Here is a 25,137-nt window from a genome sequence, read left to right on the forward strand (position 1 = left end):
TTATACTATCAGCCAATGTTCATAAACAAAAACTATAGCTTAAAAGCGCTGCCAGTTTTCCAAGAATATTTATGTTTTGGCAGAAGAGCATGGCGCTGGATATATTGATTTTAGTATTCTTTAATCAATACAATTCAATATTTTGAAGTGTTATTTTAAAAGTATATATTTCGTGCAAAATACCGAATATATTAGTCGTGATGGCATGGTAGTACATTCTACAAAATATTCTGACATCATTTTTAACAGTGAATTGGAAATATTGCAGGTGATCTGGAAAGCTAAACCTACGGATAGCGCTTTTATAGATACGTACCTGCGGGGCCTTGATTTTGTGCAGGAAGAAAGACCTGTTATGTTATACTGCACGGACCTTACGATGGTAGGCCCGCTAGAGCGTGAGCAGGAAGCATGGCTTAATAATGTTTACTATAGTAAGCTGCAGTCTACGTTAAATGCTGATGTTTGCGTGGCCGTTGTATTTACCGAAGAGCACTTTAAAGCCATTATCACCAACTACACAGCCACCAAGTCAGCTACCTCACACGATTTTATAGTTTTCAATTATTTTACTGACAGGGAAGAAGCCATTCACTGGCTGGAGACCGTAAAAAAAGGTCAGGATACGATATTGCTCCCGACCTCTTCCAAACTATAATTATAGCCCTACGGTTTACGGGAAAATCCCCAGCGCCTCATAACTCACCCCAATCTTTTCGATAGCCGTCAGAAAGGCTGCTGTTCTCATGTCCGGAATATTCTTTTGCCGCATCGTTTCCCTGATTTCGTGATAGGCATTTATCATGGTATCTTCCAAACCTGAGCGTACCAGGTTCACCTCATCCGAGCCTTTGGTTAATATCGCTTTTTCCTGGGCAGTCATGCTTTTACCCGAAGTAGACTCGATGGCGTTTACCAGGCGTTTATAGCTGGCTTCTTCTGCACGCTTACCCATTCGTCCGAAACGCACATTCGAGAGGTTCTTAAGCCACTCAAAATACGATACTGTTACGCCACCCGCATTCAGGTACAGATCCGGCAGTATTACGATGTTGTTCTTCAGAAGTATCTCTTCCGCCTCCTGCGTAACCGGCCCGTTTGCACCCTCCGCCACAATTTTAGCCTTTATGTTAGCAGCATTACCAATGTGTATCTGGTTTTCGAGCGCTGCGGGTAATAGTATATCACATTCCATTTCCAGCAGGTCGAACGTATTCTCGAAGTTTTTGCAGTTCTTAAAGTTTAGTATAGAACCGGTCTGGTTGCGATGCTTGAAAGCTTCCTCCACATCAATACCATCGGGGTTATAAATGCCACCTTCGCGCTCAGCTATGCCCGTAATAAGAGCTCCATCTTTCTGGCAGAACCATGCCGCATGATACCCTACATTGCCAAGACCCTGTACAATTATACTTTTGCCTTCCAGGGTGCCGCCTTCCAGACCTTTCCCCTGTAATAACTCGGTATCGGCCAGTGCTTCTCTTATTCCGAAATATACACCTAGCCCTGTTGCTTCTGCGCGGCCACGTATGCCGCCCTGCCCAACGGGTTTACCAGTAACACAACCTAAGGCATTGGTTTCTCCATATTTTAAAGCCTGGTAGGTATCGGCTATCCATGCCATCTCGCGGCTGCCTGTGCCATAGTCTGGTGCAGGCACATCCATTCCGGGGCCAATAAGGTTCTTCTTAATCAGCTCGGCTGCATAGCGGCGGGTAACTTTCTCAAGCGTTTTTACAGAACTGGTACGCGGGTTTATTTTTACACCGCCTTTCGCGCCTCCAAACGGGACATCAACTACAGCGCATTTAAAGGTCATGAGGGTAGCCAGAGCCTTTACCTCATCTTCATCTACCTGCATACTAAATCGTATGCCCCCTTTAGATGGCAGCTTATGATGGCTATGCTGCACGCGTATTCCTTCCACTACTTCAATCTTTCCATCTACCTCTATCGGGAAGGAAACCTTATAAACACTATTGCAGACTTTTATCTGGGCAAGTATCCCGGGAGAAAGGCTGGAATACTGGGCTGCATTATCAAAATATCTGTGTACACTGTTCAGGAACTTGGCTCCTTCGTTCTGATTATCTGCCATGCTTATAATAATTTAAAGATTCGCATTTAATTGGTTTTAGAACGATGCCGCAAATGTTTTGTTCTGTTTTACTTCTAAGCTATAGTTGCCTACCGGTTTTAAAAAAGTGAAGGTCTGGAAAGGTGTGATAACAGGATGGTATTAAATTGTGTATTAATAATAAACTTTATAAGTATAAGTTAATATTATCTTGCTTTGTAACTATAAATCACCTATTATTGCCTTACTACGATTTTATTATCCGCTAAAAAAACACCTAACCAGTCAGTTAAAACATTTAGCCAAAGTATGTTAAACCAAACTATGATTCAGGCTTACAGTAAACAGATTGCTGCGGGTTTCTCTGACCCCAGCGATGAATATCTGACAGAAAACCTGCAGGTGATTTACAGTACTTCTACCGAAATATTGCACGTAAAGTGGTTCGGGGAGGTAGGTTCTAAAGAGTTCAGGGATGGCTATTCGCATATCCTTCGAATGGTGAGGGTGCACAAGCCCTCTAAATGGATACTCGACCTTTCAAACAGGGAGCTTATAAATAAAGAGGACCAGCATTGGGTATTCAAGAATATTTTCCCTCAGATATTACGCATGCTGAAACAGGATGTGTTTATTGCGGTAATTCTTCCGGTTCCGCTTTACGAGAGCCTCATTCATAATATTGATGGAGATGATTTTATTGATAACGATAATCTTCTGATCATGAATCATTTCCTGTATTATGAAGAAAGCCTGCGCTGGCTCGCTGAAGTCCAGGTAGCTGATATAAGCTGAGAACTATAGTTTACCAAACACAAAGGCCCGGCTACAGGTAGCCGGGCCTTTGTGTTTATGGTTTGTATTCTGTTAGTTAACCGAGATAAGCTCTACATCAAAAATAAGTGCAGCGTTTGGTCCGATTACATCGCCGGCGCCTTGTGAGCCATATGCAAGTGCAGATGGAATGTATAGTCTCCATTTAGCACCTTCTTTCATTAACTGCAGGGCTTCTGTCCAGCCGGCAATTACACCGTTAACCGGGAAAGTAGCAGGTTGGCCGCGCTCATAAGATGAATCAAATACAGTTCCATCTATTAGTGTACCATGGTAGTGCGTTGTTACCTTGTCTGAAGCAGATGGAGATTTACCTGTACCTTCGTTCAGAACTTCGTATTGCAGACCGCTAGGCAGCGTTTTAACACCTTCCTTGTTTTTATTTTCAGCTAAAAATGCTTCACCGGCTTTCTGGTTCTCTGCACCGGCTGCGCCTTGTTTTGCGCCCATTTCCTGCTGCAGTTCCATCATGGCTTCCTGTACTTCGGCCTGAGACAAAGCAGATGGCTTTCCTTCAATGGCTTCTTTCATGCCTTTGATGAACGCATCGGGGTTAACGTCTATTCCTTGTTTTTTAAGGTTGCCTGCCATGTCGCGGCCAATAATGTAGCTGATTTTTTCTTGTAATGTCATGTTTTGTTGCTATATGAAAGAAAGTGTAAAAGTACCGGTTATAGCGGTTTTAACCTAATCTCTTATAAATGGCAAAAGCGAACTACAAGGTCCGCTCTCACTTTTTAAAACGTAATCAAATTATAAGTACATATGTACTTCCTCATCAGAGAGGTCAATATGTAGATCATGTGGAGTCAGCCAGCTTCTCATCAGAAAGCCGAATGTTGTGCCAATAAGCAGCAACGAAGATATAGTTGAAATTCGTGTCATGTGATTGGGATCGTAAAGGGTTATATAGTTGCTATAACGCGTTAAACGCAGCAGGGTTACTTCTTTGTATTATTATATTCTTAAGTTAATGTTATGTATTCATTGCATCGTATTTAAAACAAAAAAGGAGCCAGCTTTCACCGACTCCTTCACTTTTTGCCTTATAGTTTAAACTATAGTTTACATATTCCTGCGATACTGACCACCCACCTCAAACAGGGCATTAGTAATCTGGCCGAGTGAGCAGAACTTCACAGTTTCCATCAACTCTTCGAAGATGTTCCCGTTGTTGATAGCCACCTGCTGAATGCGCTTCAGCATTTCGCCAGAATTATCTTCGTTACCCTTTTGCAGCGACTGCAGCATCGAGATCTGGTACTGTTTTTCTTCTTCCGTAGCACGGATTACTTCTGTAGGCAATACAGTAGGAGAGCCCGTGGATGACAGGAACGTATTTACACCGATGATCGGGTACTCGCCTGTATGCTTCAGGGTCTCATAATATAAACTTTCTTCCTGTATCTTGCCGCGCTGGTACATGGTTTCCATCGCACCTAACACACCGCCACGCTCTGTTATTCGGTCAAACTCTAACAATACTGCTTCTTCTACCAGGTCAGTTAACTCTTCGATAATAAACGAACCTTGTAGCGGGTTTTCATTTTTAGCCAGACCAAGTTCACGGTTGATGATCAGCTGGATGGCCATCGCACGACGAACAGATGCTTCCGTTGGCGTAGTGATCGCCTCGTCGTAAGCGTTGGTATGCAGCGAGTTACAGTTGTCATAAATTGCATAGAGTGCCTGCAGCGTGGTACGGATATCGTTGAAGTCGATCTCCTGTGCGTGTAGCGAACGGCCTGATGTCTGGATATGGTACTTCAACATCTGCGAACGGGCATCAGCACCATACTTGTGCTTCATTGCTTTTGCCCAGATACGGCGCGCCACACGGCCAATAACCGCATACTCCGGATCAATACCGTTAGAGAAGAAGAAGCTGAGGTTCGGCGCAAACTTGTTGATATCCATGCCGCGGCTCACATAATACTCCACAAAGGTAAAGCCATTGGCCAGCGTAAAAGCAAGCTGCGAGATCGGGTTAGCACCAGCTTCCGCAATGTGGTAACCTGAAATAGACACAGAGTAGAAGTTACGTACGTTTTTATCGATGAAGTACTGCTGCACGTCACCCATTAAACGAAGCGAGAACTCTGTTGAGAAGATACAGGTATTCTGTGCCTGGTCTTCTTTCAGGATATCGGCCTGCACCGTACCCCGAACAGCTGCCAAGGTTCGCGTCTTGATTGGCTCGTAAACTTCAGCAGGTAATACCTGGTCACCGGTTACGCCTAACAACATTAAGCCTAAGCCATCATTACCTTTTGGCAATTCTCCCTGGTAACGCGGACGCTCAACACCCTTCTCTTTATAGATAGCTTCGATCTTCTGGTTTACTTCCTTTTCCAGGCCGTGCTCTTTGATATACAATTCGCATTGCTGGTCAATAGCAGCATTCATGAAGAAGCTGGTAAGGATAGCAGCCGGACCGTTGATGGTCATGGAAACCGACGTCATCGGGTCAGCCAGGTTAAAGCCGGAATATAGTTTCTTGGCATCATCGAGGCAGCAAATGCTTACACCTGAGTTACCAATCTTACCATAAATGTCTGGTCTGAAGTCCGGGTCTTCTCCGTAAAGTGTTACCGAGTCAAAAGCTGTAGAAAGACGCTTGGCTGGCATACCTAAACTCACGTAGTGGAAACGACGGTTGGTACGCTCCGGTCCGCCTTCTCCGGCAAACATACGGGTTGGGTCTTCGCCTTCGCGCTTGAACGGGAATACGCCCGCCGTGTAAGGGAATTCGCCCGGTACGTTCTCCTGCAGGTTCCACTTTAGTAAATCACCCCACGCCTCGTAGCGTGGAGTAGACACTTTAGGAATCTGTAAGTGAGAAAGTGATTCGGTATGCGTTTTTATTTTCAGTTCTTTGTCACGAACCTTGAAGACATAGAACTCATTTTTGTAAGCCTGTACTTTATCTTTCCAGTTCTCCAGTATCTTCTTATTCTGACCATCTAGGCTCAGCGCAACTTCAGCGTAGGCTTCTTCCAGCTGCTTTACCAGGCGGTCTTTGTCAGCAATTTCTATAGTTTGAACTGCTTCGATAGACTTTCTGATGCCGTATAGTTTCTGTGCTACTTCTGCCTGGTCTTTGCTCCACTTGTCGTAGTTGCGGATGGTCTCCGAAATTTCAGAAAGGTAGCGTGTGCGGGCAGGGGGGATGATGTATACTTTCTCCGACATTTCCTGCGAAGTGTGCAGGTTAGAGTTAAACTCCACACCGGTCTTTTCCTGTATCTTTGCCATCACCGCACGGTACAGGCGGTTCATGCCCGGGTCGTTGAACTGCGATGCTATAGTTCCGAAAACAGGAATATCATCGTCTTTTACGTCCCATAGTTGGTGGTTGCGTTTGTATTGCTTTTTCACATCGCGAATCGCATCCAGGGCGCCACGCTTGTCAAATTTGTTCAGTGCAATTACATCAGCAAAATCCAGCATGTCGATCTTCTCGAGCTGTGTGGCGGCACCGTACTCAGGCGTCATCACATATAAGCTCATATCTGAGTGCTCGATGATCTCCGTGTCGGACTGACCTATACCGGAAGTCTCCAATATAATAAGATCAAAATCAGCTGCTTTTACGATGTCCACGGCATCCTGCACATACTTGCTCAGGGCCAGGTTGCTCTGGCGTGTTGCCAGCGAACGCATGTAAACTCTGTCGTTTGAGATCGAGTTCATGCGGATTCTATCACCCAGTAAAGCGCCACCAGTTTTGCGTTTCGATGGATCCACAGAGATGATGGCAATCTTCTTATCCGGGAAATCAAGCAGGAAGCGACGCACCAGTTCATCTACTAATGAAGACTTACCGGCACCACCTGTACCTGTTATGCCCAGCACAGGAGTTTTAACTAATTTGGCCTGTTCTTTTACTTCATCCAGTATCGCTCTGGCCTCTTCCGGGAAGTTCTCGGCAGCAGAGATCAGGCGGGCAATCGATTTAGGGTCTTTATCTTTCAGGTGCTTTACCTCGCCGTTCAGGTTCTGGCCTGTCGGGAAGTCGCATTTCTGCAGCATGTCGTTTATCATACCCTGTAAGCCCATCGCACGTCCATCATCCGGAGAATAAATACGCGCTATACCATACGCTTGCAGTTCTTCGATCTCGGAAGGAAGAATGACACCGCCACCACCACCAAACAGACGAATATGGCCGCAGCCGCGCTCGTTAAGCAGGTCGTACATGTACTTGAAATACTCGATGTGGCCGCCCTGGTAAGACGTGATCGCTATAGCCTGCGCATCTTCCTGTATCGCGCAATCCACGATCTCCTGCACCGAACGGTTATGGCCTAAATGGATTACTTCTGCACCCGATGCCTGAATGATACGACGCATGATGTTAATGGCAGCATCGTGGCCATCGAATAAAGAAGCAGCTGTAACGATACGGATATGGTTGACAGGCTTATATGGTTCTACTGTAGTAAATGACATACTTTAGTAATACGGTTTATTCAAATATGATGCGAAGATAGGACTAAGATTAATAAGATTAAAGTATGCGCTGTATTTGAGCTACTGAACACTACTATAGCTTAAGTTTATAGTTTATAAAACTATAGTTTGATTATTGGTATCGTATATCCCTGTTTCCTGTTCCGAGGTTGGTAGCTTCAAATTCTCTGTATTGAAGTATCATTCGAGAAAACGCTTGACGGCTTATGTCACCAGGCATGAGGCTGAGACATAAGCCGTCATATTCCTTATGTATAACTAAAATTTTTGATCACTGTTTAAAATGATGCACTTGATAGGTGCTGACGTGCTGTAAGTGACCGGATGGGTTTGAGCAGCTTTGCTTTTGTAATACCTTTTACTGTTTATATGTATTAACAAAGCCTATTAGCTTATTCTGTAAATGTCTAAATAAAGACGCCGGATAGGTTACACAGATTTACAGGCTTCTTGGTTTTAGTTAACTATAGCCCAAGCCGGCTTCCTTACCTAACGATACAAGGTCGGCCACGTTGGCAGTCCCGAGTTTCTGCTGAATATTTTTGCGGTGCGTGCTGACTGTATTGGGACTGATGAATAATTTATCAGCAATCTCTTTGGTGTTAAATCCTTTACACACCAGATCGAGCACTTCAATTTCCCGTTTGCGGAGGCACTTTATAAGGAGCTTATTTTTTTGTTTCAGGTTATCGCGGAGCGCCTGCACTAACTGGGTGTCGGTATTCATGCGCGGGCTCATGTCCACATCCACGCAAAGCAGTTCCTCTACCTCATCAGGGCTTTTTTTGCTGAATGCTTTTGCCCAGCCTATAAACCACTTGTATTCATGCTCATCTTTGTGTTTTGCCCTGAACACGCCACCATATTCAGCTCCCTCAAAGTTCTGGTAGTGCGTAATGCTATCGTCGGGAATGTTATGATCATCAGGGTGCACTATTTTGTACATGTATTCGAGACCACCCATTTCCTGAATCTCTTCTAAAGTGTAGCCTAAACTTTCTTCGTTGGTTTTATTGCACCATACCAAACCTTTCTGCAGGTCCGAGATATAAATGTTGGCTGGTACTTCGTGTATTACTCTTTCCAGGAATTCGCACTTTTGCTGTAGCTCAAGTAACTGCTGTTCAAGTTCAGCTATTCTTTCAGGGGTAATAGGGCTAGTTTGTGTTTCAGACATTGGTGTGAGGAACTTAGATCATATATATGCTTAAATATACAGATTTAATTGTATTTACAAAAGAGCCTGCTTTCCTGCAACCTGTGTTAAATTGTGCTTATAGTTTAAAACTATAGCCTTACTCTGAAATCATTTTACCGCAGAAGCAGCAACAAACGCACTTTCTTCTTAACTTTGTTCTTCGTATAGATATTTATGAAGAACATTCGCAATTTCTGCATCATTGCCCACATCGACCATGGTAAGAGTACACTGGCCGATCGCCTGTTAGAATTTACCTCGACAGTTGCGGAGCGTGAGATGCAAAACCAACTGCTCGATAACATGGACCTGGAGCGTGAGCGCGGCATTACTATCAAGAGCCACGCCATCCAGATGAACTATAATTACAAAGGCGAAGAGTATGTGCTGAACCTGATCGATACACCTGGTCACGTCGACTTTTCGTATGAGGTATCCCGCTCTATTGCTGCCTGCGAAGGCGCACTCCTGATCGTGGACTCATCGCAGGGGATTGAAGCACAGACCATCTCAAACTTATACCTGGCGATAGGCAACGACCTGGAAATTATCCCGGTTCTGAATAAGATTGACCTGCCGCACGCCATGCCTGAAGAGGTTTCAGACCAGATCATAGAGCTGATCGGTTGTGATAGAGAGGATATCATTCATGCTTCCGGAAAAACGGGTATTGGTATAGAAGATATTCTGAATGCTATCTGCGACCGTATCCCGGCTCCGAAAGGCGACCCGGAAGCACCGTTACAGGCCCTGATCTTCGACTCTGTATTTAACTCTTACAGAGGTATCGAAGTGTATTTCCGCATCTTTAATGGTACGCTTAAAAAAGGGGAGAAGGTAAAGTTCATAAACACGGGCAAAACCTACGAAGCCGACGAAATTGGTGTGCTGAAGCTGAACCAGGAAGCGCGTAAGGAAATGGGAGCCGGTAATGTAGGTTACCTGATCTCCGGTATTAAAAATGCGAAAGAAGTAAAAGTTGGCGATACGATTACCCACGTTGAAAGGCCAGGTGAAAGTATTCAGGGTTTTGAAGACGTGAAGCCCATGGTATTTGCCGGTATTTACCCGGTAGAGACCAGCGAGTATGAGGAGCTGCGCGCCTCTATGGAAAAGCTGCAGCTAAACGATGCCTCATTGGTTTGGGAGCCTGAAACTTCTGCTGCCCTTGGTTTTGGTTTCCGTTGCGGGTTCCTGGGTATGCTGCACATGGAAATTGTGCAGGAACGCCTGGAGCGTGAATTTGACATGACCGTTATCACGACGGTTCCATCGGTGCAGTTCCATGTGCATACTACAAAAGGCTCATTGCTGAAAGTAAGTGCCCCGTCTGAAATGCCGGAGCCAAACTATATCGATCACGTTGAAGAGCCGTTCATTAAAGCACAGATCATTTCAAAGTCTGAGTTTGTAGGCCCGATCATTACGTTGTGTATGGATAAGCGCGGTATTCTGAAGAACCAGACGTACCTGACCAGCGACCGTGTAGAGCTAACCTTTGAAATGCCGCTGGCTGAGATCGTATTCGACTTCTTTGATAAGCTGAAAACCATATCACGTGGTTACGCTTCGCTTGACTATGAGCTGATCGGTTTCCGCCAGTCGAACATGGTGAAGCTGGATGTGATGCTGAACAGTGAGCCTGTAGATGCTTTGTCTGCTATAGTTCACCGCGACAAGGCATATGACTGGGGCAAGCGTTTGTGCGAGAAGCTTCGTGAACTGTTACCGCGCCAGATGTTTGAGATTGCGATACAGGCGGCTATTGGCCAGAAGATCATCGCCCGCGAAACTGTGAAAGCGTTGCGTAAGAACGTACTGGCCAAATGTTACGGTGGTGATATATCAAGAAAGCGAAAGCTACTTGAGAAACAGAAGAAAGGTAAAAAACGCATGCGCCAGGTAGGCAACGTGGAAATTCCACAAGAAGCCTTCTTAGCTGTGCTTAAACTCGACTAAACATAACAAGCCCCGACGTGCTGCCTGCGCGCCGGGGCTTGTCGCTTATAATCTTTTGACAATGGATATTTTTGCCAAAAGACAAATGACTTACCCGAAAATGAATTTTCTATTGTCCTTTGTCCTGAAATCTTTTATCAAGTAAGATACCTGAATCTTGTACGCCGATATAACTATAAAAGCCCGTTGCCATAATCCTGCCGAAGCAGAGGCTATCCTGCAGCAACATAATGCAGAATACAAGGGACTGGATGTACAAACCGATACTTTTTATAGTGTAGATTCCGGCAAACTAAAGTTAAGAAAAGGCACCATTGAGAACGTGCTCATACACTATAACAGGGTATGGGCCGGTGGAGCAATGCAAACAGAAGTGATGATGTATCTGAAAAACCCTGGAAGCGCAACTATAGAAGCTGTTTGCGGTGGTCTGGAGGTTGTGTCAGAACTCAGGAAACTACGGAAGATCTACTTTATAGATAACGTGAAGTTTCATATCGACCAGGTAGAGGGGCACGGGCAGTTTATAGAGATAGAAGCAATAGACCTGGATGGCTCGGTTGGAACAGAAACGCTGATGCAACAGTGTGGCTACTATAAAGACTTGCTCCTGATAGAGGATGACGACCTCATAAATGACTCTTATATTGATCTGTAATTAAATACATTAACTATACAACTATGATTCTGCTCGACGGCAAAAGAACATCTGAAGCCATACAACAAGAGATAGCTGCTGAAGTAGCTGACATTAGAGTGCACGGCGGTAAAGTGCCCCATCTTGCGGCTATACTGGTAGGCAACGATGGCGGTTCTGTAACTTATGTAACCAACAAAGTACTGGCCTGCGAAAAAGTTGGCTTTGGCTCTACGCTTATCCGGTATGAAGACGATGTGACCGAAGAAGAATTGCTGGATAAAATTCAGGAGTTGAATAACAGCGATGAAATTGACGGTTTTATAGTTCAGTTACCGCTGCCGAGGCACATTAATAGCCAGAAAGTACTGGAAGCCGTTGACCCTAGAAAAGATGTAGATGGTTTCCACCCGGTAAATGTTGGGCGTATGGTCGCTGGCCTTACCAGTTTTTTACCAGCTACACCTTATGGTATACTGCAATTGTTGGAGCGCTATAACATCGAAACCAGTGGCAAGCATTGTGTGGTTATCGGGCGCAGCAATATAGTTGGTTCACCGATGAGCATCCTGATGGCCAAAGCTGCTTACCCGGGCAATTCTACCGTTACACTTTGCCACCGCAACACTGTTGACCTGGCTTACCATACACGTCAGGCTGATATTATAATTTCTGCAGTTGGTATACCGGGTTTATTAACAGCTGACATGGTAAAAGAAGGCGCTGTGGTGATAGATGTTGGCACAACCCGTGTTCCGGACGATAGCCGTAAATCTGGCTACAGGCTGCGCGGCGATGTTGATTTTGAGAATGTGGCCCCTAAGTGCAGTTATATTACGCCTGTGCCCGGCGGTGTTGGCCCGTTAACTATAGCTATGCTGCTAAAAAATACCCTGCGGGCTGCCAAGCGCGAGATTTACGCATAGGTTTTATACAACATAATTATAAAAGCTCCTGTTGCCCCACGCAGCAGGAGCTTTTTTTATGATCTATAGTTCAGGCAAACTATAGGTTTGAAGGTGCTGACTATAGACTGTAACTATAGAACTATAATACACTAACTCACTTATAAATTTATTCGAGGGATTTAACGGAACAGACACACTATAAACCTTGTTGCAAATTTAGCTACCTTTGTAAGTTCTGCAGGCATTTTAATAGGTCAGACAGAAAAGAAGATAGCAGGTAAAAGCATTGGCTAACAACCGGTGCGCAAGGAACAGTATTTTGGAGTCTATAAAAATAATTAAAACAGCTTCTATTCATCAGGTGCCCAAAGATGGCAGCCGATTACCACTGATGGAGGCTTTCTATACGATACAGGGGGAAGGTGGCAACACCGGAACTGCAGCTTACTTTATCAGGTTGGGCGGCTGCGACGTGGGCTGCCATTGGTGCGACGTAAAGGAGAGCTGGGACGCCGAGCTGCACCCGCTAACAACTATAGAGGAGATCGTGGAGATGGCCAGTCCTTTTCCGGGCAAAACAGTTGTGGTAACCGGTGGCGAACCATTGCTTTATAACCTGAATCCGCTAACCACACAGCTCCAGGAAAACGGTATTCGTACGATGATCGAAACGTCCGGTGCTTACCCGTTGAGCGGTAACTGGGACTGGGTTTGTTTATCGCCGAAAAAATTCAAAGCGCCAGATGCTTCGGTGTATCCTTTTGCGGATGAGCTGAAAGTGATCATCTTTAATAAGAGCGATTTTAAGTGGGCCGAAGAACATGCTGCCAGAGTGGGGGAGCATACAAAACTATACCTGCAACCGGAGTGGAGTAAGGCAAACCAATTGATGCCATTTATAGTAGAATATGTGAAATCAAATCCGCAGTGGCGTGTGTCGTTACAAACGCACAAGTACATGGATATTCCTTAACACCTTATGCCAAAGCACCTGCTTGTTTTTCTCCTGAGCTTTTTCCTGACTATAACCGGATTTGCTCAGAAACAATCGCTGAATACAACCAACAAAAAGGCCGAAAGCCTGTACCTGAAAGCCGATACCTATGCCCGTTCGCGGGATTTTACGAAGGCGCTGGAGCTGTTGGCCGAAGCCGTGGAGAAAGATCCTGATTTTGCAGAAGCTTACCTGAAGGCAGCTAACCTGAATAAGATGATGGGTAATAAAACTGCGGCTTATGAACAGCTGCAGCAGGGCCTGAAACTGATGCCCTATAACCCGTCGTTCGCAAATTATTACCTCGACCTGGCAGAGCTTAATTTTGACAGAGGCAACTACGAGGCTGCCAAAACCAACTATAACGCTTATTTAAAAGCCAATACTAAAAACTCGCGCTACATTGCTTATGTGCAGAACCAGGTAGAGACTGTAGATTATGCCCTGGAAGCCATGAAGTCGCCGGTTGAGTTTAATACAGTACAGCTTCCATCCACTATAAACCGGTATCCGCTACAGTATTTTCCGTCTACAACTGCAGACCAGCGCTACCTTATTTTTACTGCCCGCATGGGGAGCCAGCCCGATCATGACGAAAATATTTATATCAGCGAACTGAAAGGCGGGAACTGGGTTGCACCTGTCTCTATTTCTGAAACTATAAATACCGCCGCCAACGAAGGTGCCGCCACTATTTCAGGCGATGGTAAAACACTGGTATTTACTTCCTGTAGTCGCCCCGATAGTTTTGGGGATTGTGATCTGTACATTTCTTTCCGGACCGGTAACGAGTGGAGCAAGCCTAAAAATATGGGCACGACTGTAAACTCAAAAACCTGGGATTCGCAGCCAAGCCTTTCTGCTGATGGCCGAACGTTATATTTCAGTTCGATGCGTGGCGGTGGCGTAGGCAAGGAAGATATCTGGGTAACAAACCTGAATGAAGATGGCTCTTGGCAAAAGCCCCGCAATATGGGCGAACCTGTTAACTCGAAAGGCCGTGACCTGGCACCTTTTATTCATGTCAGCGGATCAACATTATACTTTGTAAGCGATGGCCATAAAGGCCTGGGCGGACTGGATGTGTTTATGACAAACATGAGCGCAAAGCAGCAATGGGAAACTCCAAAAAACCTGGGCTACCCGCTAAATACACATGCCGACGAAAGCTCTCTTTATATTACACCGGATAACAATCTGGGTTTTTATGCCCGCAGCATGACAACTGAATCAGGAGCTTCAACGGTGCAGCTCTACTCGTTGGATGTACCGGAAGTGTGGCAGTCAAAATCTAAAAGTACCTATGCGCAGGGGCGTGTTTACCATGCTGATACAAAAAAGCCACTGGCAGCAACCGTGCAACTATACGATATAGAGCTAGACTCGCTGGTGCAGCAGGTGCAGTCGGACAAACTGAGTGGTGAATATACCGTGGTGTTAACGGAAGGCAAGCAATACGCTTTGTTTGTCAGTGCGCCTCAGTTTATGATGAACAGCCTTAACTTTGATTACACATCCCGTAAGAATCTGACTCCGGTAGCTTTAGATGTGTACCTTAAACCCATAAAGGCTGGCTCTGTATCTGTTCTCACTAACCTGTTCTTCCCATCCGCGAAATATGATTTGGAGAAAAGGTCGCAGACGGAGCTGAATAAACTCATCAACTTTATGCGCCAGAACAAAGAAATTAAGATAGAGATAACAGGCCATACCGATGACGTTGGTTCTGATGCAGCTAACATGATCCTTTCTGAAAAGCGCGCCAAAGCTGTTGTTGATTACCTGACTGCACATGGCATTAGTGGTTCTCGCATTCGCCATAAAGGATTCGGTGAAACCAAATCTGTTAAGCCAAATACTTCTGAAGAAAATCGCCAGTTAAACAGAAGAATTGAAATGCAGGTTTTGTAGTGAGAAGATTATGTTAAGTGAAGCTGTGGGAATTTAATATCTGCTTTTGTCATTTCGAAGTCAGGAGAAATCTGAATGCTATAGTTAGCTACTCTACTACCTGAACCTAGCCTTCCTTTCATAGCTGTTTTAAATCCTGGGAGCTTTACTAACCTATAGTTTTATAGTTTGCTTTGGTGCCCTCACGGCCGGGAGGCCCCGTCTTCGGGCATCGCGCTGCTGCTTTCTTGCTACCCTCGTACCTCGGGTTGCCTGGCGGCACCGCAACAAAGCAAAGGCGCTTAACCCAAAGACTGCGATCAGTTCGATAGTTAAACTATAGTTGATTGGAGATGTTGTTGTGCTTGGCTTTTTCGTGGTGGTATTTCCTTAGAGACAGGTCGCGACCTGTCCGCTCCTGGTCTGTAACTATAAAACCCTCAGATTTCTCCCGCTGGTCGAAATGACAGTTGGGCAAGCAGTAGCAGAAAAGTCCCCCTTTTGAAGGGGGCAGGGGGATGACAAACGGAAACTACAGAACTACAACTCTCAACTATAGCAACAACAGAGATTCCCCTCCTTGGAGGGGCAGGGGTGGGTAAAACAGAAACTATAAAACGATAAAGCAAACTATAGCGACAGCTGTAAAGCTCCTTCCCCTGTTTTGGGGGAAGGCTGGGAAGGTAACTATAAAACCATAACCTCAACTATAGCCAATCCTGAAGACCCTTACATCCTGCAAATCCTGATTCAGATAAAAACAAAAAAGGCTGATCATACGACCAGCCTTTTTCTTTACCTACTAGGAGTAGCAGATTATCTTTGATTCATTGGTATGTAGTTACGCTCTTTTTCGCCAACATAAACCTGACGCGGACGACCGATCGGCTCTTTCTGCTCACGCATTTCTTTCCACTGTGCAATCCAGCCTGGCAGGCGACCTAATGCGAACATTACTGTAAACATATCTGTCGGGATGCCCAGTGCACGGTAGATGATACCTGAGTAGAAGTCTACGTTAGGATATAGCTTGCGATCTACAAAGTACTGATCTGTAAGCGCTGCTTCTTCCAGTTCTTTTGCGATATCCAGGATAGGATCGTTAACACCAAGTGCTGTTAACACTTCGTCGGCAGCCTTCTTGATAATGGTAGCGCGAGGGTCGAAGTTTTTGTAAACCCTGTGACCAAAGCCCATCAGCCTGAAAGGATCGTCCTTGTCTTTCGCTTTCGCGATGAATTTCTTAGAGTCACCACCATCTGCTTTAATTTGCTCCAGCATCTCGATCACAGCCTGGTTTGCTCCACCATGCAGTGGGCCCCAAAGTGCAGAGATACCGGCAGATACAGATGAATATAAGCTCGCGTTTGCAGAACCAACTAATCGAACAGTAGAGGTAGAGCAGTTTTGCTCATGATCAGCGTGCAGGATTAGCAGTTTGTTAAGCGCTTTTACAACAACAGGGTCAATCTGGTAATCCTCAGTTGGGTACGCGAACATCATGTGCAGGAAGTTCGAGCAATAGTCCAGCTTGTTTTTTGGATAGTTTACCGGATGACCGATCGAGTTCTTATAAGACCACGCCGCTATAGTTGGCAGTTTTGCCATCAAACGGATAATGGTCAGGTTAACTTCATCTTTGCTCTGGTTCGGGTTCAGCGACTCAGGGTAGAAGGCAGTCAGTGAGCTGATCAAAGCTGAAAGGATACCCATTGGGTGCGCTGTAGATGGGAAACCATCTAAAATTTTGCGCATATCCTCGTTTACCAGCGTGTGTATCTTAATCTCGTTCGTAAATACTTCAAGTTCTTCTTCAGTCGGAAGTTTGCCATAGATCAGCAGGTAAGCAACCTCGATAAAGCTTGATTGCTCAGCAAGTTGCTCGATCGGGTATCCTCTGTAACGCAGAATTCCTTCTTCGCCATCCAGGAAAGTTATAGCGCTTTCAGTGGCGCCTGTATTTTTATAGCCTGAGTCGAGTGTAATGTAGCCGCTCTCTGAACGCAGGTTATTGATATCGATTGCTTTTTCATCTTCGGTACCTACTACAATTGGCATTTTGTAGGATTTACCATCTAAAATAATTTCAGCGAAATCTGACATTGGTTTTATTTGTTTATGTCCGTAGTTGTGTCTCTTTTGATAAAGGCGAAATTATGCAAAAATGTATTAAAATGAAATCTGGCTTGCTTTAAATATCTAAAATTTACAATGTAGCAGAATTTCAGTTATAGCTAAATCTATTAACGGCTACGAACAAAAAAGTTGTATCCATCCTGTATTTCAGGTTACGTTTAGCCGGCAACTATAAAAGGGCAGTTAGCAGGCGACGGAAATATGTAGAGTTATAGTTCTTTCTTCTATAGTTCGGAGTAGTTATAGGGCGGTAATATCACCTGTACTTTATGGTTGGTTTCGATAGTTTTATGGTTAGGTTGTCCTTGGTTTATAAAGTTTATAGTTTGCGCTATAGGCTATGATGAATTAGCTGAGGGTATTGGTATTGTCAGAACAGGTTAGCAGTACATTTGTTTGAGCTATATACGTGCTGGCAGTATGAAGTTAAAAACACTTGTAATCAGAATTATACTAAATGCAAAAGCCACCCGATACGAGTGGCTTATACAAGAAGTTTATTCCAGGTAAGGACCTGAACTATAGTTTACATAGAAGACTTGTTTTTCTTCTTATCGAGCTTTTCTGCTTTTTTCTCCTTGGTGGTTTTAGCAGGCTTCTTCTTTACTTCCTTTTTTGCGTCTTGCGATTTTGCCATGATTCGTATCGTTACGTTTGGTTAAAGCTACCGAAAAATTCAGCATAATACCTAACTATACTTATTTCGGTTAAAAAAGTGTGAGAGGTTCTGTTGTTTTGTTTAATAATCTGCAACTATAGTTTGGTTTTTACCACACCGGCGGGCGGTCTTCATCTTCATCATCCGAACTTGCAAATCCATCGCGCGGGTTATAGGGTGTGCCCTTGCCTTCCAGGTGGTTACGCATATCAATATGCAACTTAATGCTGTCTAGCTGAAGGAACTCACGCCACAACTGCTGGTCCTCGTCTGATAACTGGTTAATAAGATCACTAAGCTGCAGGCTCTGCTGCTGTTGCATCAGTTGTTTTATATGCGGGTCTGCATCTAAAAGTATCTGTATCCGCACCCTGAAATAAGAGTTTAATTCCAGGTAACGTGCTTCGTCCCAATCCTCAAGGTCTTTACTATCCATAGTGTAAGTATACTTGCCTTTGTTTCTAACAGTTTGTTACCGGAATGCGCTGCGGTTGCGACTACCTTATCTGCAGGTAAAAGTTACTAATTATTAAAGTGATACAGGAATGTAATGATACCGGTAAACGCTGGTTTTTTACTGTCTTTTATCTCGAGTGTTACTTCCAGCCGTGCCTTGGCAATACCGCGCAGGTCCTTTACGGTAAGCAGTTTGGCTATCAATCGTACATCGCTGTTTACAGTCACGGCCTGATTAAACCGAAGGCTTTCAATCTCATAGTTTACCTGCATTTTCAGGTTCTCGATGGAGGCTATCTGGTTCCAGAGATAGGGCAGAAGCGATACCGTAAGGTAACCATGTGCTATAGTACTGCCAAAAGGGGATTCTGTTTTGGCGCGCTCGGCATCGAGGTGTATCCATTGATAATCCAGGGTGGCTTCAGCAAATTTGGTTATCTGCTCCTGCGTAATTGTGTGCCATTCCGATACGCCCATTTCTTTGCCTTCGTATTGCGTAAGTTCGGCAAGGCTCTGAATAGTTAATTTGCTCATGTATAGTTGTGTAGTTGTCTTATTGTTCAGAATTGTTGTGTTCTGGTATTTACTCACCAGTTTCGGGGGTAATGCCGGGCGGGTTAAACAGACCCCAGTCGTCGAGCACATAATTCCACGGGTCGAAGCCCTGTACCCATTCCCGGAACAGGAGCTTGTAAGCCTCCAGCGCTTCGCGTATCAGTACCAGGTATTGCGTATCGGTAAACCCATACATTTCTAACGTGGTGCAGTGGGTGCCCAGGTCGCGGGCAGCTTTCCGAATAATAGCTGCATTCTCCATCCGTATATCGTAGAGATCGCCCGCCTCTGCACCCGACACCTTTACACTTAACATAGCCGCATCTTCCAGCATCATGCCTTTCACATGGCTCAGGATATCATCACTGTCCGGTATCAGGTCTATGATCTTGGCCGTGATCTCGAAAATTTCCTGACCTTTAAGGTAGATGGGCTGTTGCCTGTGCTGTGCTGGCATTTCGAATTGTTTAAATTATAGTTATTGGCTACGGTAAATGTATAAAATTATTTGTTGTGATGGATTGGCCAGCAACTTTACCTTGTGCTATAGTTTTATTCGAAAAACTTATAGTTGTAGCAGTGCCTGTTCTATAGTTTAAAGTGCCGGTCAGAACATCAGAGCTGTTACTTTTATAGCTTTAAAAAGCTGCTTTAAGCCAGCCATCATACTGCTTAAAGGCCGCAGCATGGTAAAATGTTTACTGTAACCTATAAACACTGATTTACAGGTTATGCGAAGTGTACCTCCACTTCGTTGTTGGCCAGGCCAAAAGCAATGCCGCGTAACAAAATTTTGCTGCTGGGATGGGATGTGTCGCTCAGTTCGTTTTCGATATCGCTGATAGTCGTCTGTATAGGGTCGCCTTCAAAAAAGCGGAACCATACTTTCTTGTTGCTAACCTCATCGTCTTCTTCCTCTTCATCAGAGATAAGCTGCAGCTCAATCTCGCGCAACCGCCCGATCAGCGTTTCCAGGTCTACCTCGTTATCAAGGTACTGGCTGAAAACCTGGGTGGCTATAGTAGTATATTGGGACTGCTTTGACATAGGAGTACTTTTAAAGTGTAAAACGCAAGTTAGAAACTATAAACTATAGATAGCGGTAGCCGCCTTTGAAAACTTCGTTGACGTGCCAGGTTTAGAATTCAAAGTCTATTTACTTTCCGATGCAGAACTTAGTGAAAATATTATCGAGCAGATCGTCTGTTGTGATCTCTCCGGTAATCTGGCCTAAACTATAGAGGGCGCGGCGGATGTCGGCGGCAACCAGGTCGTTGCTGATGCCCAGACTCAGGCCGTTGAGCACATCGTCGAGGGCTTCGTAGGTTTTGTTAAGGCTGTCTACGTGGCGGAGGTTGGTAACTATAGTTTGCTGTTGCGTATTCAGCTTGCCCAGGTTCACTTTGTCGGTCAGGGCCTGCTTCAGGTCTTCGAGATTGGCGCCTTCAGCTGCTGAGATCTGCACCAAGCAATCCAAGCTGGCAAAGCTTGCCAGTTTTTCAGCAGTGGCCTGGTCTATTTTGTTGGCTACGGGCAGCAGAGGCAGGTTTTTAGGGTTAAGCTTGGCTATTTCGTCCTGTACTTCTTCCGGGTTGGTCTCGTTAATATCGAACAGGTAAATAATAAGTGCCGACTGGCTCAGCTTCTGGTGTGTGCGCTCCACGCCAATGGCCTCAACTTTATCGGTAGTTTCGCGGAGGCCGGCCGTATCTATAAACCGGAAGGTAATGCCTCCGATGTTTATCTCGTCTTCAATAAAGTCGCGGGTAGTGCCCGGCACATCCGATACGATGGCTTTCTCCTCGTTGAGTAGCTTATTCAGCAGCGTAGATTTACCGGCATTGGGCTTGCCAACTATAACCGTAGGCACGCCGTTCTTTATCACGTTGCCCAGCTCAAACGACTTCAGCAATTCCCGGATTATAGCTTGTATGTTATTGATAAGGCTTCGCAGCTGCTCGCGGTCAGCAAACTCCACATCTTCTTCGCCAAAGTCCAGTTCCAGCTCTATCATAGAGGCAAAATGAACCAGCTCGCCACGCAAACGTTTAATTTCCTGGGAAAAACCGCCGCGCATCTGTTTCATGGCTACTTCGTGCGAGAGCGCTGAGTCGGACGCGATCAGGTCGGCTACGGCTTCGGCCTGCGCCAGGTCAAACTGCCCGTTCAGAAAGGCACGCTTTGTAAACTCACCGGCATTGGCTAAACGTGCACCCTTTTTAAGTAGAAGCTGCATGATCTGCTGCACTATAAAGTCCGAGCCATGGCACGATATCTCGACTACATTCTCTTTAGTGTAGGAGTGAGGCGCTACAAACAATGATACCAGTACTTCGTCTATGATCTTTTCGCCATCTCGTATCGTTCCGAAATGCAGGGTGTGGCTGGCCTGTTTTGTCAGGTCTTTTCCTCTAAAAACGGAATTGGTTATAGTTATAGCTTCGGGGCCCGACAAGCGGATAACGGCAATGGCGCCGGTGCCCGGGGCTGTCGCTACGGCTACAATGGTATCGGTGGTCAGTATATTCGAGTTCAAAGTGTCGCTTTTTGTAAGATCACAAATTTACGAACTTATCTGATGATGTATGGAACAGAGTTATAGTTCTGTGGTTTGGCTTTTGAATGAAGTTGGATTAATGAGGATTATTGTACTGCCATGATGAGTTAAAGGCCTGGAAAGGTGAGCTGCTCCTGCTAATGTCTGGATTATAGTTCTATAGTTTGCGCGAATTAACCCACCCCTGCCCCTCCCGAGAGGGGAATTTCTGCGTTTGCTATAGTTGAGGATATCGTTTTATAGTTTCTGTTTGTCATCCCCCTGCCCCCTTCAAAGGGGGACTTTTCTGGCTTATAGTTCTTACATACCAGGATCGGACAGGTCGCGACCTGTCCCTACGGAATTATCATCACGATAAAGCGATGCAACTATAGCCTTTCAAACTTTTACAAAAGTAACTATGTGAAAGATCACAGTCTTTGGGTTGAGCGCCTTGTAGATTTCCGGTGCCGTCAGGCATTGCGAGGAACGAGCAAAGGAAATATACACCGCGCGATGCCCGAAGACGGGGCCTCCCGGCCGTGAGGGCACCAAGGCCAACTATAAAACGATAGGTAAGTAGAGCTCCCAGGATTGGAAGTAACTATAGAAGGATGGCTTGGTTCAAGTTGTAGAGAATCTAACTATAGCACTCAGTTTTCTCAAGCTGTTCGAAATGACAAACGTGGGATTACTCGACGGGTAAGATCCTTTAGCTTCGTTCAGGATGATAGATTAGAAACTATAGTAAAGTCCTTATTTCTTCTTCTCATACTCCTGCCACGTCATAGTTTTGTGGTGGTTCTCGCCGAAGTAACGGATGATCTTTGTGAAGGTACCTTTGTCTAAGTAGCCGGGAACAGGGGAGAGCATTTTCATTTGCTCGTCGAGGTAAACGGTGGTGGGGTAGCTCATTTGCCCGTTCAGAAGCGCGAGTGCCAGCTCATGCGATTTGTATTCCGGTTTAAACGTGTAGGTATGGCCTCTTACAGTGATGGGTTTTTTGCCTTCGGCATCCAGTTTTACAGCGTAGTAATGCTTGTTTACATAGGCGGCTATTTCAGGATCTGAGAATGTATCTTTATCCATCTTTTTGCACCAACCACACCAGTCCGTATACACATCAACAAATATCTTACGTGGCTCCTTCTTGATTTTAGCTTCGGCCTCTTCCATCGTCAGCCATTTTATAGTTTCAGCTTTACCGGCTTTGGTTTGCTTCCCATTCCCCTGATCCGTATTTATTTTAAAAGCAGTGATACCGGTTAGCAGAACCAGCAGCGACAGCATGATGTAAAGGCTTTTTTTCATATCGGTATTGAACTTATGCATAACACAAACTATACCCTGAAACAGTTTCATGCAACATGTTTATACAGCTATAGTTCTTTTTCTTTTAAAGAGCTGCCCATGCGTTGGGGAGAACAAGAATGCCAGCGCAAACTGTAATCCCGTCACGGTGGCAATGGCGCCTGCAATGGAACCGTCAAGCCAGTACGCCAGGTAATACCCAACTATAGAGGCAACTATGCCAATGATCACAGAAAGTACCAGCATCGTTTTAAAGTTATCGGTAAGCAGGTAAGCCGTAGCCGGCGGACCAACTAAAAAAGCCACTACCAGAATAGCGCCTACCGACTCGAACGATGCCACTGTTGTGAGCGAAACAGCCGTCATGAGCAGGTAATACCACAGGGTGGTCGAGATGCCGATAACAGCTGCATAGCCAGGGTCAAAAGCAGTCAGGAATAACTCTTTATACCCAAACGTGATAAACGCTATGATAAGTATAGTTACAAAGCCCAAGGTCCAGATCGTTTGCGGCCCGAAGCTCAGTCCATCTTCCGTAAGCCAAAGATCGAGGGGCACATAAGCGATCTCACCGTAAAGCACGCAATCCTGGTCTAAATCTACCTGACCGGCAAAAACCGAGATAAGTATGATACCAATTGCAAAAAGCCAGGTAAAGGTAATGCCTATAGATGCGTCGGCTTGTACGCGGGCATAACGGTGGAAGAATTCGATCAGGAAAGTAGTTAATACACCTAGTAAACCTGCCCCGATAATCATGGGGATAGAGTCGCGGGAACCTGTGAACAGGAATGCAATGACTATGCCTGGCAAAACGGCATGCGAAATAGCATCGCCCACCATAGCCATTCGCCTAAGTATAAGGTAGCACCCCAGCAAACTACAGCAGGTTGCTACCAAAGATCCGGTAAGTATTATCCAGAATGCGTTCACGGTTTAATCTTTTTATTGTTGATGGTTGAAGGTTGAAGGCTAAATGGTTAAAGGTTTGAACATTTAAATTCTGAAATACAATATCGGAACTATAGCTTCGTAGCCAACAAGACGCAAGATATTGCGTCTCTACAATTCACTTCACTTTCTAACTTTTTAACCTTCTAACTTCTAAACTTTCTAACTCCTTACGGTATCTTTGTATGATGCGGGTCCAGGGCAGGGTAGTTAAGTTCTTCCATTAATTTCTGCTCCAGCTCCGGGGTGATGATGTGTTCTATCGTTTCAGCGTCTTCGTGCACGTGATCGGAAGCCAGCTGTAAATATTGTGTCAGGTATAGTTCCCAGAGGCGGTGCAGACGAACGACACGCTTGCCTCTGATCTCACCTTCGCGGGTCAACGCCCAACCATCCGGATGGCGTTTTATATAGCCTTGTCGTTTAAGTTTTGCCAGTCCGGCTAGTGCCTGCCGTTTAGGTATGTTGCGACGGGTTAGTATGTTATCAAGTGTCCTGTTGCTGAAATAATCTTCGTGCTGCTCGCCGAGCTGGTAAAATAACTTGAGCAGGTTTTCTTCCAGTATCTGAATCTTATTGCGACGACGACGTAGCATGCGGGCCACCCAGCCCCGTTTTGGAGCAAATGCAAACGATAGAATAGCCACCATCGAAACGATAAGCACGATCCAGGGACCGGTTGGCATGGCCGGAGCTGTGTAGGAAACAAAAGCACCTGATATTCCCGAGAACGCACCTATCACAGCGGCCAGCACCAGCATTACACCCAGCCTTTCGGTCCAGAAGCGGGCAGCAGCGGCAGGCGTAATAAGCATAGCAGCCATCAGAACAACACCAACAGCCTGTATGCCTACCACCACCGCAAAAACGGTAAGTGTTGTAAGCAGCAACTCCAGCGATCTAACCGGGAAACCTATGCTTTTGGCAAAAGTCTCATCGAAACAAAGCAGTTTCAGCTCTTTATAAAAAACTATAGTTGTGATGAGTAAAAGGACGGCTACTGCCCCGAAAACGATAAGGTCTTCGCCTACAAGTGATGCCGCTTTCCCAAATAAAAATTTGTCGAGGCCGCTTTGCGCTGCGTTGCCGGAGTGTTGAATGGAGGTAAGCAGTAATATGCCAATCCCGAAGAAAACAGAAAGCACCAGGCCGATGGCAGTATCTTCTTTAATTCGGGACCGGGAAGTGATATAATCTATCAGAACCAGGGAGAGCCAGCCGGTAACGAAAGCGCCAGACAGCAGTATAAGCGGGTTTTTTGTGCCTGAAACTATAAAGGCAAGGCAAACACCCGGCAACACAGCATGCGCCACCGCATCTCCGACCAACGCTCTTTTACGAAGCAGCGTAAAGCAGCCCACCACTGCCGAACTACTGGCCAGCAGCACCGAACCGATCGTTACGTAACGTATGTTGGCATCGGCAAACGAAAAGAACTCGAAAAACTCCTTCATTTTAATTGTTAAATGGCTGCTTTGGTAATTGTTAAATTGTTAATGGTTAAATGGTTATAGGTTAAATATTTATCTGTTTTAGAGATGCTACATTGCGGTCTTAAACTATA

The 25,137-nt window shown here is 45.3% G+C and carries 21 protein-coding genes; 7 read left to right on the forward strand and 14 right to left on the reverse strand.

Annotated features, from left to right (window positions below):
• Positions 1–172 precede the first annotated feature (172 nt).
• Positions 173–658, forward strand: a complete 486-nt coding sequence (locus GSQ66_RS03515; RefSeq protein WP_162426192.1) for a hypothetical protein — start codon at positions 173–175, stop codon at positions 656–658.
• Between the two features lie 15 nt (positions 659–673).
• Here GSQ66_RS03515 and GSQ66_RS03520 read toward each other — a convergent pair whose 3' ends face one another.
• Positions 674–2,098: a Glu/Leu/Phe/Val family dehydrogenase gene (locus GSQ66_RS03520; RefSeq protein ID WP_162426193.1), complete on the reverse strand. Its 1,425-nt coding sequence runs from the start codon at positions 2,096–2,098 to the stop codon at positions 674–676.
• A gap of 288 nt (positions 2,099–2,386) precedes the next feature.
• Here GSQ66_RS03520 and GSQ66_RS03525 point away from each other — a divergent pair, with 288 nt between their 5' ends.
• Positions 2,387–2,872 (forward strand): hypothetical protein, encoded by a 486-nt coding sequence (locus GSQ66_RS03525; RefSeq protein ID WP_162426194.1) that lies wholly within the window; start codon positions 2,387–2,389, stop codon positions 2,870–2,872.
• A gap of 72 nt (positions 2,873–2,944) precedes the next feature.
• Here the strand turns inward: GSQ66_RS03525 and GSQ66_RS03530 are convergent, their stop codons facing one another.
• From GSQ66_RS03530 to GSQ66_RS03540, 3 genes are all read right to left on the reverse strand, one after another.
• On the reverse strand, positions 2,945–3,544 hold the full coding sequence (locus GSQ66_RS03530; protein ID WP_162426195.1) for an FKBP-type peptidyl-prolyl cis-trans isomerase: 600 nt from the start codon (positions 3,542–3,544) through the stop codon (positions 2,945–2,947).
• A gap of 432 nt (positions 3,545–3,976) precedes the next feature.
• Positions 3,977–7,363, reverse strand: a complete 3,387-nt coding sequence (locus GSQ66_RS03535) for a methylmalonyl-CoA mutase family protein (RefSeq protein ID WP_162426196.1) — start codon at positions 7,361–7,363, stop codon at positions 3,977–3,979.
• A 481-nt stretch (positions 7,364–7,844) separates the two neighbouring features.
• A complete protein-coding gene (locus GSQ66_RS03540; protein ID WP_162426197.1) occupies positions 7,845–8,561 on the reverse strand; it encodes a LuxR C-terminal-related transcriptional regulator in 717 nt (238 codons plus the stop codon).
• 195 nt (positions 8,562–8,756) lie between these two features.
• Here GSQ66_RS03540 and lepA point away from each other — a divergent pair, with 195 nt between their 5' ends.
• From lepA to GSQ66_RS03565, 5 genes are all read left to right on the forward strand, one after another.
• Positions 8,757–10,541: a translation elongation factor 4 gene (gene lepA / locus GSQ66_RS03545; RefSeq protein ID WP_162426198.1), complete on the forward strand. Its 1,785-nt coding sequence runs from the start codon at positions 8,757–8,759 to the stop codon at positions 10,539–10,541.
• 157 nt (positions 10,542–10,698) lie between these two features.
• Positions 10,699–11,199 (forward strand): class IV adenylate cyclase, encoded by a 501-nt coding sequence (locus GSQ66_RS03550; RefSeq protein WP_162426199.1) that lies wholly within the window; start codon positions 10,699–10,701, stop codon positions 11,197–11,199.
• 23 nt (positions 11,200–11,222) lie between these two features.
• Complete coding sequence (locus tag GSQ66_RS03555) at positions 11,223–12,104, forward strand: bifunctional 5,10-methylenetetrahydrofolate dehydrogenase/5,10-methenyltetrahydrofolate cyclohydrolase (protein ID WP_162426200.1); 882 nt, start codon at positions 11,223–11,225, stop codon at positions 12,102–12,104.
• A gap of 373 nt (positions 12,105–12,477) precedes the next feature.
• Positions 12,478–13,059 (forward strand): 7-carboxy-7-deazaguanine synthase QueE, encoded by a 582-nt coding sequence (locus tag GSQ66_RS03560; RefSeq protein WP_394351428.1) that lies wholly within the window; start codon positions 12,478–12,480, stop codon positions 13,057–13,059.
• A 6-nt stretch (positions 13,060–13,065) separates the two neighbouring features.
• Positions 13,066–14,991 carry an OmpA family protein gene (locus GSQ66_RS03565; RefSeq protein WP_162426202.1) on the forward strand — a complete coding sequence of 642 codons (1,926 nt, stop codon included), beginning with the start codon at positions 13,066–13,068 and terminating at the stop codon, positions 14,989–14,991.
• Between the two features lie 316 nt (positions 14,992–15,307).
• Here GSQ66_RS03565 and GSQ66_RS03570 read toward each other — a convergent pair whose 3' ends face one another.
• The 10 genes from GSQ66_RS03570 to GSQ66_RS03615 form a co-directional block, all read right to left on the reverse strand.
• Positions 15,308–15,448: a hypothetical protein gene (locus GSQ66_RS03570; RefSeq protein ID WP_162426203.1), complete on the reverse strand. Its 141-nt coding sequence runs from the start codon at positions 15,446–15,448 to the stop codon at positions 15,308–15,310.
• A gap of 338 nt (positions 15,449–15,786) precedes the next feature.
• Positions 15,787–17,073, reverse strand: a complete 1,287-nt coding sequence (locus GSQ66_RS03575; RefSeq protein WP_162426204.1) for a citrate synthase — start codon at positions 17,071–17,073, stop codon at positions 15,787–15,789.
• A gap of 800 nt (positions 17,074–17,873) precedes the next feature.
• A complete protein-coding gene (locus GSQ66_RS03580; RefSeq protein ID WP_162426205.1) occupies positions 17,874–18,200 on the reverse strand; it encodes a hypothetical protein in 327 nt (108 codons plus the stop codon).
• A gap of 86 nt (positions 18,201–18,286) precedes the next feature.
• On the reverse strand, positions 18,287–18,754 hold the full coding sequence (locus GSQ66_RS03585) for a MaoC family dehydratase (RefSeq protein ID WP_162428908.1): 468 nt from the start codon (positions 18,752–18,754) through the stop codon (positions 18,287–18,289).
• Positions 18,755–18,803: 49 nt separating this feature from the next.
• Positions 18,804–19,232 carry a hypothetical protein gene (locus GSQ66_RS03590; protein WP_162426206.1) on the reverse strand — a complete coding sequence of 143 codons (429 nt, stop codon included), beginning with the start codon at positions 19,230–19,232 and terminating at the stop codon, positions 18,804–18,806.
• A gap of 272 nt (positions 19,233–19,504) precedes the next feature.
• Positions 19,505–19,822, reverse strand: a complete 318-nt coding sequence (locus tag GSQ66_RS03595) for a hypothetical protein (protein WP_162426207.1) — start codon at positions 19,820–19,822, stop codon at positions 19,505–19,507.
• A gap of 109 nt (positions 19,823–19,931) precedes the next feature.
• Positions 19,932–21,311, reverse strand: a complete 1,380-nt coding sequence (gene mnmE, locus GSQ66_RS03600; protein ID WP_162426208.1) for a tRNA uridine-5-carboxymethylaminomethyl(34) synthesis GTPase MnmE — start codon at positions 21,309–21,311, stop codon at positions 19,932–19,934.
• Between the two features lie 756 nt (positions 21,312–22,067).
• Complete coding sequence (locus GSQ66_RS03605; protein WP_238395793.1) at positions 22,068–22,673, reverse strand: thioredoxin family protein; 606 nt, start codon at positions 22,671–22,673, stop codon at positions 22,068–22,070.
• Between the two features lie 9 nt (positions 22,674–22,682).
• Positions 22,683–23,555, reverse strand: coding sequence for a metal ABC transporter permease (locus GSQ66_RS03610; RefSeq protein WP_162426209.1), 873 nt, complete (start codon positions 23,553–23,555; stop codon positions 22,683–22,685).
• 188 nt (positions 23,556–23,743) lie between these two features.
• Positions 23,744–25,027: a metal ABC transporter permease gene (locus tag GSQ66_RS03615; protein ID WP_162426210.1), complete on the reverse strand. Its 1,284-nt coding sequence runs from the start codon at positions 25,025–25,027 to the stop codon at positions 23,744–23,746.
• Positions 25,028–25,137: the final 110 nt, after the last annotated feature.

This window comes from Pontibacter pudoricolor (assembly GCF_010092985.1).
GTDB lineage: Bacteria > Bacteroidota > Bacteroidia > Cytophagales > Hymenobacteraceae > Pontibacter > Pontibacter pudoricolor.